The sequence below is a fragment of the Photorhabdus sp. P32 genome (genome assembly GCF_038085095.1).
GTDB lineage: Bacteria > Pseudomonadota > Gammaproteobacteria > Enterobacterales > Enterobacteriaceae > Photorhabdus > Photorhabdus luminescens.
Genome location: NZ_JAZGJN010000179.1, coordinates 1 through 11,175, shown reverse-complemented (window position 1 = coordinate 11,175; position 11,175 = coordinate 1). Strand labels below are relative to the sequence as shown.

General features: G+C 37.9%; 11 protein-coding genes. 9 read left to right on the top strand and 2 right to left on the bottom strand.

The genetic code is table 11. From position 1 onward, the window contains the following. The first annotated feature begins 452 nt into the window (after nucleotides 1-452). Nucleotides 453-863, top strand: a complete 411-nt coding sequence (locus V2H77_RS02080) for a hypothetical protein (RefSeq protein WP_049583463.1) — start codon at nucleotides 453-455, stop codon at nucleotides 861-863. A gap of 327 nt (nucleotides 864-1,190) precedes the next feature. Here V2H77_RS02080 and V2H77_RS02075 read toward each other — a convergent pair whose 3' ends face one another. Then, nucleotides 1,191-1,754, bottom strand: coding sequence for an LOG family protein (locus V2H77_RS02075; protein ID WP_341497467.1), 564 nt, complete (start codon nucleotides 1,752-1,754; stop codon nucleotides 1,191-1,193). Between the two features lie 554 nt (nucleotides 1,755-2,308). Here V2H77_RS02075 and rhtA point away from each other — a divergent pair. The 5 genes from rhtA to V2H77_RS02050 all read left to right on the top strand — a co-directional run bounded on the left by rhtA (nucleotide 2,309) and on the right by V2H77_RS02050 (nucleotide 5,460). Beyond that, on the top strand, nucleotides 2,309-3,202 hold the full coding sequence (gene rhtA, locus V2H77_RS02070) for a threonine/homoserine exporter RhtA (protein ID WP_265380446.1): 894 nt from the start codon (nucleotides 2,309-2,311) through the stop codon (nucleotides 3,200-3,202). A gap of 293 nt (nucleotides 3,203-3,495) precedes the next feature. Beyond that, nucleotides 3,496-4,002 carry a DNA starvation/stationary phase protection protein Dps gene (gene dps / locus V2H77_RS02065; protein ID WP_341497466.1) on the top strand — a complete coding sequence of 169 codons (507 nt, stop codon included), beginning with the start codon at nucleotides 3,496-3,498 and terminating at the stop codon, nucleotides 4,000-4,002. A 345-nt stretch (nucleotides 4,003-4,347) separates the two neighbouring features. Continuing rightward, nucleotides 4,348-4,569: an alkylphosphonate utilization protein gene (locus V2H77_RS02060; protein ID WP_049583467.1), complete on the top strand. Its 222-nt coding sequence runs from the start codon at nucleotides 4,348-4,350 to the stop codon at nucleotides 4,567-4,569. 259 nt (nucleotides 4,570-4,828) lie between these two features. Next, complete coding sequence (locus tag V2H77_RS02055; protein WP_341497465.1) at nucleotides 4,829-5,146, top strand: type II toxin-antitoxin system RelE/ParE family toxin; 318 nt, start codon at nucleotides 4,829-4,831, stop codon at nucleotides 5,144-5,146. Between the two features lie 2 nt (nucleotides 5,147-5,148). Further along, nucleotides 5,149-5,460, top strand: coding sequence for an addiction module antidote protein (locus V2H77_RS02050; RefSeq protein WP_341497464.1), 312 nt, complete (start codon nucleotides 5,149-5,151; stop codon nucleotides 5,458-5,460). 119 nt (nucleotides 5,461-5,579) lie between these two features. On the opposite strand, the gene dinG is transcribed toward V2H77_RS02050, so the two are convergent. Continuing rightward, a complete protein-coding gene (dinG, locus tag V2H77_RS02045) occupies nucleotides 5,580-7,727 on the bottom strand; it encodes an ATP-dependent DNA helicase DinG (protein ID WP_341497468.1) in 2,148 nt (715 codons plus the stop codon). A 294-nt stretch (nucleotides 7,728-8,021) separates the two neighbouring features. Between dinG and V2H77_RS02040 the strand changes: the two genes are divergently transcribed. The 3 genes from V2H77_RS02040 to V2H77_RS02030 all read left to right on the top strand — a co-directional run bounded on the left by V2H77_RS02040 (nucleotide 8,022) and on the right by V2H77_RS02030 (nucleotide 10,813). After that, nucleotides 8,022-8,183 carry a hypothetical protein gene (locus V2H77_RS02040; RefSeq protein WP_167337841.1) on the top strand — a complete coding sequence of 54 codons (162 nt, stop codon included), beginning with the start codon at nucleotides 8,022-8,024 and terminating at the stop codon, nucleotides 8,181-8,183. A 62-nt stretch (nucleotides 8,184-8,245) separates the two neighbouring features. Then, nucleotides 8,246-9,082 (top strand): 3-mercaptopyruvate sulfurtransferase, encoded by an 837-nt coding sequence (sseA, locus tag V2H77_RS02035; protein WP_341497463.1) that lies wholly within the window; start codon nucleotides 8,246-8,248, stop codon nucleotides 9,080-9,082. 624 nt (nucleotides 9,083-9,706) lie between these two features. Then, nucleotides 9,707-10,813, top strand: a complete 1,107-nt coding sequence (locus V2H77_RS02030) for a lipase family protein (RefSeq protein ID WP_341497462.1) — start codon at nucleotides 9,707-9,709, stop codon at nucleotides 10,811-10,813. Nucleotides 10,814-11,175: the final 362 nt, after the last annotated feature.

The following is an 11,175-nucleotide window of genomic DNA, read 5'->3' as shown; positions in this document are numbered from 1 at the left end:
AACATAGACATATTTTATCATTTATATCTACGTTTTTAGGTACAAAAATATAATTAACCGGTTGTTATTTTATAATAAAACACAAAGAGTAAAAAAATTGACTTTTATCTGAGAGAAAAGGTATCTTAAAAAACATCGAGGCAAAATAAAGCGTTTTATCTACATCATTTAATAGATAGTTTGTTTTTAATTCTAATCTTTTAAAAGGATAAAAATTATTAAAGACGATCATAAAATGGTGGTAACGATAAATAAAAAAACCGAGATATAAAAAGACTGAAATTCAGGAAACATGAAGAAACGGAATTCTAATAAGAAGTAAAAATAAGCTATCAAATATAGCTAAGAAAGTTGGTTTCATCCCAAGTTATTTTATCTAACCATAACAGGTTGAATTAAAATCTTGGAATCTATTAATTATATTTTTAAAATCAATAATAAGAGGTAATACTATGTCAGAGATCGAAGCAATTTCCTTAAAAGCGCCAATCAGCGTTATTGCAAAAGTAACTAACAAATCAATATATAAACTTAAGCTTATTCAGGACTCTATCCGTCTGGATCAAGGTGAGTGGACCACTCTTCCTCCTCAAGTAATTAATAGAAGCAATGATAACACGCCTGGAAAAGCTATTTGGAGAAGTGATTCAAACAGCCTGTTAGGTGGTGTTTCAGGACGTTGTACCTATGTATTTGTAGATAACAAAGGCGAAATTTATAGTATCTATATTACATGGAACAATCCTTTGATTGGCAGCAGCAGCTACTCAATCTCAACCGATTATTTAGGTGATGATTTACACTTATCCTATACAGCAGACGGCGGTAACAATCCAATAGTAGAATATATGATTGTAAGCTAATATTTAGCCATTAATATTAACAACCATTCCTGTGGTAAAATATTTAAATAAATATTTATGCAACAGGAATGGTTTATTTATTTCGAGAATTAATATCTTCCCTACCTTAATCAAAGGTGAATGCAGATTATTTTTTTCATTTCTGTATCATCCTCTCTTTCATTAAAGTGGATCTTATTTTCATTTTGGCTAATACAATTAACTCAACCTGATTCAAATGGTGATTTTTAGCCGCTATTTTTAATTCTCTTATCAGTTCCAACTCTATTTTCTAGTACCTTATTTATAACACTACAATGATATTTCTTTTTCACTATAAAATTGATTTTAATATGTTTTTACAGACGGTGCCCGATAAGTATCAAAACGATCGAGTAAGATGGCAGGATCTTGCTCAATTATTGCCATATGACGATATTTTTCATGCAAGAATTGTTCATCAGCCATTCTATTAATCATAGCAATTAGTGGATCATAAAAGTTATTAATATTAAGAATACCGCAAGGTTTCGTATGTAACCCAATCTGACTCCAGGTAAATACCTCGCTAAACTCTTCCAACGTACCAAAGCCACCAGGTAAAGCAACAAAACCATCAGCTAATTCAATCATTTTGTTTTTACGCTGATGCATAGTTTCAACAACGTATAATTCAGTCAGATTTTTATGTGATATTTCCCGTGCTTCCAATAATGTTGGAATAACACCAATCACTTTCCCGCCCTCTGCCAAAACCGTATTAGCAACAGTTCCCATAATACCCACACTGGCGCCGCCATAAATGAGCGTAAGATTACGTTTAACCAATTCCTTTGCGAAGATAATGACATTTTCTTTATAGATTTCAGATATACCTAGACTTGAACCACAATAAACAGCAATATTTTTCATTATCTCATCTCCTGCCACTTTATCTTCACATGAAAACTAGAATTATACGTTAGTATCACAATCATACAACTCACTTATACCCGTTATCTTTCAAGTTGCCTCTTTGTTGGCTGCACTCGCTCACTCCAGTCACATAGTTATCTATGCTCCCGGGGATTCGCCCTTGCCGTCTCGATGCACCTTGAAATACATAGGATATATAAAGCTGATACCAAGAAAAACAAAATAAGAATGGTTTTTTCATATTCAATATATTAGCATTAATCATAACTTATATTTAATTATTATGATATGAAATCAAGTATCAACCAGATTGTAGGAAATATCTTCATCACCTATAATCCCTAAATTATCGACATATTAAAATACAATGTAAATTCACATCAGAATTATATTCCAATAATGAAATTTAATTTCACTATAACCATATAATATGGTCTAATAAATGAAAAATATTTCGCTAAAATTATATTCTCTAAACCTATTGAGTTATCTACGTTTCACTGCGAAAATTATCAGTCACATCACTTAATTTTAATTGAGGTTTTGCCCGGATGTCTTCTTCCAAGCTCCAAAAGAGTGCCTTTCCATTAATACCTGTAATACTGTTACTGCTTGCCATGACATCAATTCAGAGCGGTGCCTCTCTTGCCAAGACACTATTTCCGGTTATCGGCGCGCCGGGCGTTACCGCACTGCGCCTAGGTATTGGAACTATCATTCTGTTTATTATTTTTAAACCCTGGCGCCTGCGTTTTAGCCGAAAATCAATCATGCCGCTGCTTACATATGGTATTGCTCTTGGTGCAATGAACTATACATTCTATATGGCGCTGACAACTATTCCTTTAGGCATTGCCGTGGCCCTTGAATTCACTGGCCCACTGGCTGTAGCGATGTTCTCATCACGCCGACCAATAGATTTTCTTTGGGTGGCATTGGTTATCGCCGGCTTAGCTTTCCTGTTACCCATTGGCAATAATAATATTGATAGTTTAGATCCTATAGGGATTATTTACGCACTTAGCGCAGGTGTTTGTTGGGCACTGTATATTATTTTCGGCCAACGCGCTGGCGCAGGCTATGGAGCAGCAACTGTGTCTATTGGTTCATTTATCGCTGCTATGATATTTTTCCCTGTCGGTTTGATACAAACAGGGCCAGAACTATTATTCGATATGTCTATTCTCCCTCTGGCGCTGGCAATTGCCATTCTGTCTACTGCATTCCCATATACACTGGAAATGATTGCTCTGACTCGTTTACCTGCACAAACATTTGGTACTCTGATGAGCCTTGAACCCGCACTAGGTGCGCTATCCGGTATTGTGTTTCTGAATGAACATTTAACTATGACTCAATGGCTAGCGCTGTTCTGTATTATTTTCGCCTCTATCGGTTCTACATCAACGATAAAAGGAAAACCTAAAATCACCTCAGTCGATTAATCATTTCATTTAATCGAGATAAAAAGAAAACCGGAGTAATAAAATCATTCTCCGGTTTTTTTATAAATAAAAAAGTTATCATTCATGATTAAATGCCGTACATAGGTTCACCCAATAAATTATTATATTTTTCAATATTATTCTAAAAATTTTATGGTAAATATTTTCCTATAAAAATGAACTATTGATTTAATAGGAATAAGCTATATGATTTAAACCTGATATCGAGCTACATTCATCTCATCAATAAAAAACCTATTATTAACACCTTCAACACCAAGAGAAAAATTATTATGGAAACAGTTAAATTAGTCAAATCAGGGACATCCACACTACTTTATACGCGTAATGATATCGATGATGATATTAAACAGGAAACAATTGAAATTCTGAACCATATGGTGATCCAATTTATTGATCTTTCGCTACTTACCAAACAAGCACATTGGAACATGCGCGGCAGAAATTTCATTTCCATCCATGAAATGCTGGATACCTTTCGCGCCACGATTACTGAACATACAGATACTTTTGCCGAAAGAGTCGTACAACTGGGTGGAACAGCTCTCGGCACCGTACAAGAAGTTAATAGACACACCGTACTGAAAAGCTACCCAACAAATATCCATGACGTGCAGGATCATCTAAAAGCATTAGCTGACCGCTATGCTGTTGTCGCTAATGATATTCATAAAGCGATGGATGAAGTTGAGGATGAAAACACCGCAGATATGTTAACCGCCGCCTCCCGTGATCTCGACAAATTCTTATGGTTTATTGAAGCAAGCGTTGAGCAGTAAAATATAAAGAGCCGTCATATTAAGAGCTCTAAGACTTACAGGCTCCTGTTAACAACGGGAGCCTGTTTACATTAGCCTTTCATCACCCAAAATCTTATAACACGGCAAAACATCATAAAATTCCCTCCACACGGACGAATTTATACCTAATAGATTTCGAGTTGCAGCACGGCGGCAAGTGAACGAATCCCCAGGAGCATAGAGAACTATGTGACTGGGGTGAATGAAAGCAGCCAACAAAGAGGCAACTTGAAAGATAACGGGTATAACCATATTCTTTAAAAATCAGCACAAATTGTCTATAATCCACACTTATTTTCAGAAATAACTTGAGGAAATAATAAAATGGATAACGAAGTAAAAGACAGTAATGGCACCGTACTTAATGATGGCGATTCTGTACAGGTCATCAAGGATCTAAAAGTAAAAGGCACATCAGCAACGTTAAAACGCGGCACTTTGATTAAAAATATCCGTCTTACTCATCGTGAAGATGAAGTCGAATGTAACACAGATAAAATCAGAGGATTAGTATTGAAAACCTGTTTTCTGAAAAAAGTAGGATAAATCGCCTTTTTTTATTAATTATATTTACCAAATTAGCCGCCCCTATAAAAAGGGTGGCATTTTTTACTAAGAGTGAAAATAAATCCCGATTTTGGGTAGATTTATTTCTATACTTATAACTATCGTTTAAATCAAAAAAAGAATTGCAGCCACATCAACAGAGATGTCTGGCTATTCTTATGGTACTTATTATGGGGATATCATTAATACTCCCCAGCTATATTGACAGCATTGTAGCTTTAAGGCTACAGTACGCCAAATGAATACGATTAAACATTACCTCACTCCCGATAAACGGGATCTGTACATGGAATTCTTGAAAGGGATTCGTGATCCGATAGCGAAAGCAAAAATTTCGTCGCGGGTTAACCGGATGGCTACAGGAAATTTTGGTGATCATAAACCATGCAGAGCAGGCGTCTGGGAGCTTCGTATAGATCAAGGGCCAGGCTACAGGGTTTATTACAGCCAGGTTGGTAATGAGATTATTTTGCTTTTACTGGGGGGTGATAAACGCACCCAAAATGCTGATATAGCGCAGGCTATTGAATGCCTGGAAGATTACTTAAAGAGGTGATTATGGCTAAAGCATGTTTACATGATGATGCTATGGTGCAACTTCTCCGCGAAGATCCTGAATTTGTGCGGCATTACCTGCATCAGGCTTTTGTTGATATGGATGAAGAAGGCGGGCAGGAAGCGTTCCTAATGGCATTACGCCACGTAGTAGAGGCGCGTGGAGGAATGGCGCAAATTGCTGACAAAGCAGGCGTTTCTCGTGAGACGCTGTATCGCACACTGTCGCCGAAAGGCAATCCAACACTCAAAACTCTGCGTAGCGTAGTTGCAGCAACAGGATTCCAATTTTCGCATCTTGCTGCAACGACTTAATCCTTGATTGATAGGAATTATAAATCCTAGATGGTACCGAGGTTATTCGTATTATCAGTGCACGAAAAACAGAGCGGATGAGAGGAAACATTATGAGCATAGTTATCGCCTTGCTTCCGCTAGGTGTGAGTTTCAGTTATCTTTTTTATATTGCCAATTTCCGCCTCTGAAATAACCTCCGGCTGTTCAATAGGAAAAACGGGCAGCGCCTGCAATAATCTTGGGCCATACCTTTTGCTCAGTAAGCGCCTGTCATAAATCACCACATCACCATAACATTCATGACTACGGATAAGCCTTCCTACTTGCTGAATAAGGCTAAAAGAAGCACTTGGTAAACTCTGCACTTCAAAAGGATAACGTTTAAGTGATTTCAGCCACTCGCTTTCCGTAATAATGACCGGATTATTCACTGGCGGAAATGAGATTTTTTGAATGTGAACCTGGGACAGATAATCCCCCTTTAAATCCAACCCTTCCGCAAAAGATTGCAATCCAACCAATACGCTACATTGCCCTTCATTGATACGCTGACAATGTGTTTCCACTAACCGATAACGTGGTTGATCCCCCTGCACCAGTAACATCAGGCGTAAATCTGTCACATAAGAGAGAAAAATATCCATCGCCCTCTGGCTGCTGAACAAAATCAACATGCCTTTATGTTGCTGCCTCAGCAATTGAGCCCTGAAATAACACGCCATCTCTTGCAAATGAGCGGCTTCATTATACAGTGTCGGCTCCAACGACATTTTGGGAATAACCAATTTGCCCTGCCGCATATGATCAAAAGGTGATGACAATGTGACAAAACGGTCGCCTGATTTTTCAGTTAACCCAGTCAACTCCTGAATACGAGAAAAACTATTCAGAGAACGAAGCGTTGCCGATGTCACGACTACATGAGGAATACTACGCCAAAGCAGTTGATCAAGTTGTTCGCTGACTCTGATGCCAGAGCAATGGAAGTAGAGGTGCGATTGATTTTTCTCATAACGGCGCTTAAGCCATTTTGATACCGGCGCCCCAGATGACTGTTCCAGCGCTGTTAAACGCCACAACTTAGCCATATTTTCAAAATATCCCAATGCGCGGCTGGTCTGCAAAATAGACCGATGTAATCTGACAATATCCTGTTTAGCCGTTCGCTCAGTCAAATCATTCAGTATCGCCTCTGCCAACCCCCGTAAACCGTCGGTCAGTTTAAATAGCTGCTGGCAGCAAAGTAGCAAGTTATCCGGTAACTTACCCATCTCAAACAGATACTCATCTACTTCATTTTTTTCAGGCAAAAATGCCTGAGTAATAATAGCGAGTTCTTTAAAGCACTCCCGTAGTTTTTCACTGTGTTCATTCAGGCGACTGGCATTAGCTAAGCGTGGTGGCTTTGCCGGATGGAATTGCACCAGATATTGCTCAACATGACGGACAAACGTATCTAATTGACCATTAAGTTGAAACAGGGTGATTTCCCCCTCAACTTCCAGAGAATCCCTGGCAACATCCGGTATATGGTGTCCTTCGTCGAGTACCAATAGCAAATTTTTAGCATCAGGGAGTACCGATTCACTCTCCAATGCCGCCATCACTAACGCATGGTTAGCCACCACCACATCTACATTTTCGATCTCACGGCGAGCAATAAAAAATGGGCAACGGTGATAATACTGACAGTTACGTCCCAGACAATTTGCTTTATCCGTACTCACTTTCACCCACAAAGCATCGGACAAAGCCAGTTTATGGTGATCACGCACCCCATCCCAGGCAAAGGTTGTGTAATCACTACGCAACCGACGACACAATTCCCTCTCTTCGCTATTGGCAAGCTCTGTTTTGTCCTCAACCAAAAACATCAGATCGATCTGCTCACTATCAGTTGCACAGATAGCTTCAAGATTGCGTGGGCATACATAACGACCACGACCAAAAGCACCGGTAAATTTCAGATCGGGAATAATTTTGCGCAACAGTGGCAGGTCTTTACTATAAATCTGATCTTGTAAAGCGACATTCGCCGTACTTACAACCAATGGCTTACTTTCCGCTCTACTGATAGCAATGCCAGGCAGCAGGTAAGAAAGGGTTTTACCGATGCCGGTTGGCGCCTCAATAACCAAATGGCGCCCTTCCTGATCCGCAAGCGTTTTTGCAACTTCGGCAATCATCTGTCGCTGTGGAGCACGAGAAATAAAACCATTAATATGTTGAGGTAATGCTTTATACCACTGACTTATCTGATTTTTTATTGAATTAGAAAGCGCCATTGAATTCTCTGCCATACAACCGGGGCGCTATTGTCCCACAGAGCAGAAATGAAATCAGCTTCATGTCGAGGCGACAATTGGTCAACTACGTTTGTTATACCTAATAGATTTCGAGTTGCAGCGCGGCGGCAAGTGAACGAATCCCCAGGAACATAGATAACGATGTGACTGGGGTGAGTGAAAACAGCCAACAAAGCAGCAACTTGAAAGATGAAGGGTATAAATTGGTGAACACCTTGCCAGCTATTCAGAACGCTATATACTTCCTATTTTCTACAACACCTGAGAACAACAATGAAAAAGTTCCCTATCATTTTCATCGCTATCTTTGCATTTGGTTCAATTGGCGGCGTATTCTTGGCGGGTCTTAATATGTATACCCGCTCAACCACACCGATAGAATCACCAATTAGTCAACAGCAAGAGACCACCACAGCACCGATACAACAACAATAACGGGCCGTGACACTCATTTTATCTTTGTATCCAATTCATCTTCGTGTCTAGTGAGGAACCTCATGAATAACGCATACTTTGTCACTCCACAATGGTTAAAAGATCATCTTAATGATGAGAATATCGTCATCCTTGATGCAACCGCACCACCACCACCTCAACAAATTGATTGCCATAAACTTTGGCTGGATACCCACATCCCCGGCGCCCAATTTTTTGATTTAGACAAAGTTGCCAATCACCAAAGTGGATTGCCTCATATGCTGCCCGATCCGCAAACTTTCAGCCAAGCTGTTGGCGCAATGGGCATTAGTGAAAATCATTTAGTCGTGATTTATGACCAAGGCAATATGTTCTCCGCCCCCCGCGCATGGTGGACATTTAAGATATTTGGTAGCCATAACGTCCGTATTCTTGATGGCGGTTTACAAGGCTGGCAACAGGCAGGATTACCAACAGAATCCGGTGAAGTACGACGCAATCCTCAGATCTTTAATGCCGATTTAGATGCTGACAAAGTGAAATCCCTGGAACACATTCTGGATGCGCTAAATGATCCACAAATCCAAATTGTCGATGCCAGAGCAACGGATCGTTTTCAAGCTAAAGCACCAGAACCACGCCCTGGATTAAGAATGGGCCATATTCCCGGTAGTAAAAACGTTCCGTGGAACATGTTAGTAGAAAATGGTCACTTTAAATCGGCAAGTGAAATTACAGATATTTTCCATAAACAAGATGTCGATTTAAACAAACCGGTTATTGCCAGTTGTGGATCAGGTATGACCGCTGCCGTTTTGGTACTGGGTTTAGATATCATCGGCAAGCAAGATGTTTACTTATATGACGGTTCATGGGCTGAATGGGGAGCAGATGATGCTCTGCCGCTTGAAAAATAATTAAATGCCATAGGGCATATTTATTCTATGCCCTTTAATTATTCAATATATACAAAATATACCCGTCATCTTTCAAGTTGCCTCTTTGTTGGCTGCACTCACTCACCCCGGTCACAGAGTTATCTATGCTCCCGGGGATTCGTTCCTTTGCCGTCGCGATGCATCTTGAAATCCATTGGGTATAGATATATCTTTCGATCATCAGATAGCAGCCAATCAAATGACACCCATATCGTTACATTTCACCATCCTGTTTGTTAATTTCATTTTACACTTATCAGTTAATATTACTTTTTGTCAATCAGAGTTACACAAAATAATGAAATAAATATATTTGTAAATTTAAATATTATTATTATTAACTTAAAATTCGATTCTGTTTTTTATTTAAAAATAAGATTAAGCTACTATTCCAATAGGAGCTAATATTGCAAGCCATTCTTATCAATAAATCGTGAGCATGAAGTAGCAGTGAAGAGATAAACACCACGATGGGTTTAGAATCTTTACGACAAAGCAAGAAAAATAAAACATTCTAATGCATTAAGTACTGAAAGAGTTGAATATTAATGTTTTTACCAAAACACAATATCAATATTTATATCATAAAAATGGAGAGTAAAAATGACTATTTCTCTTAAAGATCAAAGAATAAATCTCGCGCTCAGCTTTATCAGCGGTGCAGGAAGTATCATAACCGAACAACCAGAACCGACTATGGTTGCGGAAAACATTCAAGCATCATTGGAAAAGAGCAAAGTCACTGCCAATAGATTTTCTATTATTTGGGGACCCGCTGTTTTTCGTGTTGATAATGGAAAAAACACTAGAGATAATAAGGACGACCACGTTTTATTCATTGTAAAAAATCGCAAAATTCCTCATGATTATCGCATCGTTATCCGTGGATCATGGTCTGATGTTAACTGGCAGGTTGAAAACTTTGCTGTACACGAAACTGTAAATTGGTCACTTTGGGATCAAAACATTCCTGAAGAATTTAAAGACGCTAAGATCTCTTATGGAACACACATAGCATTAGACTATATTGTTAATCAAGTAAAAAGTAACAATATTCCCGGTCATGGAGAATCACTCATTGAAGCAATTAATAAAATTGCTTCGGAAAAAGGCACACATAATATTACTGTCACAGGGCACAGTTTGGGTGGTATTCTCGCTTCTACCCTTGGGTTATATTTAAAACGCTTATACCTTAATAAGGGTAACAACAATATTCGTATTCATGTTTGCTCTTTTGCCAGCCCAAATACCGGTAATGACATTTTTGCCTCTTACACTAAATCTGTTTTTAACCACTCGTCAGCAACCAGCTATAAGAGCCATTTCTTAAGGGTTCATAATCAAAAAGATGTCATTTCCCTCATCTGGAACCTGGATGGATTAGAAAAGATTCCGACTATCTATGAGCCATTGATTAAATTAGATGAGAAATTAATTAACAGATTTAAAAAGATTGTTCTGCTTGTGAAAGATAAGGGTTACACCAAACTCACGCCAGATTTATCTTTTACAGCACCTATTTTAAAATTAGATCTCAATAAGCAAGTTGTTTTTCAACATATTAAAGCCTATGCCAATCAATATGGCATGAATTTAGTGGAAGTTAATGACGGTACTCAACCACCTGTTGATGATCTTGTGGTTATTAATAGTAACCTATCTCAAGATATCGTTGCTTATTTCTTACAGATACCTCTGCCTGAATGAAAATATTAATGTCGTATAAATTGATTATGCTTTTTCTATATTTTATCTAAATTTAATGGAGCCTTATTACAAAGGCTCCATTAAACTAAGATTATTTAAATATAATAATAAAATCACTTTTCTCTATATATATCGTTAGAATATCATCGATTTATAATCATTCCCAATAAAATTATTCACAGAGATAATCTCAAAGCTATTTATCTATTACTACCATTAAATAATAGATATAATCCACAAAAATATAAATAATATTAACATGTAATTATTGTATATATAATTCTAATCGTTTACTTTTAATTAAAAAATAAATAATTTATATTTTTGTTAAATAAAATAATATCAAAAAATCCATATACTCA

Bases quoted from the DNA above. Each gene is read 5' to 3' on its own strand.
- V2H77_RS02080 (WP_049583463.1), top strand. From the start codon at position 453: ATGTCAGAGATCGAAGCAATTTCCTTAAAAGCGCCAATCAGCGTTATT.
- V2H77_RS02075 (WP_341497467.1), bottom strand. From the start codon at position 1,754: ATGAAAAATATTGCTGTTTATTGTGGTTCAAGTCTAGGTATATCTGAA.
- rhtA (WP_265380446.1), top strand. From the start codon at position 2,309: ATGTCTTCTTCCAAGCTCCAAAAGAGTGCCTTTCCATTAATACCTGTA.
- dps (WP_341497466.1), top strand. From the start codon at position 3,496: ATGGAAACAGTTAAATTAGTCAAATCAGGGACATCCACACTACTTTAT.
- V2H77_RS02060 (WP_049583467.1), top strand. From the start codon at position 4,348: ATGGATAACGAAGTAAAAGACAGTAATGGCACCGTACTTAATGATGGC.
- V2H77_RS02055 (WP_341497465.1), top strand. From the start codon at position 4,829: ATGAATACGATTAAACATTACCTCACTCCCGATAAACGGGATCTGTAC.
- V2H77_RS02050 (WP_341497464.1), top strand. From the start codon at position 5,149: ATGGCTAAAGCATGTTTACATGATGATGCTATGGTGCAACTTCTCCGC.
- dinG (WP_341497468.1), bottom strand. From the start codon at position 7,727: ATGGCGCTTTCTAATTCAATAAAAAATCAGATAAGTCAGTGGTATAAA.
- V2H77_RS02040 (WP_167337841.1), top strand. From the start codon at position 8,022: ATGAAAAAGTTCCCTATCATTTTCATCGCTATCTTTGCATTTGGTTCA.
- sseA (WP_341497463.1), top strand. From the start codon at position 8,246: ATGAATAACGCATACTTTGTCACTCCACAATGGTTAAAAGATCATCTT.
- V2H77_RS02030 (WP_341497462.1), top strand. From the start codon at position 9,707: ATGACTATTTCTCTTAAAGATCAAAGAATAAATCTCGCGCTCAGCTTT.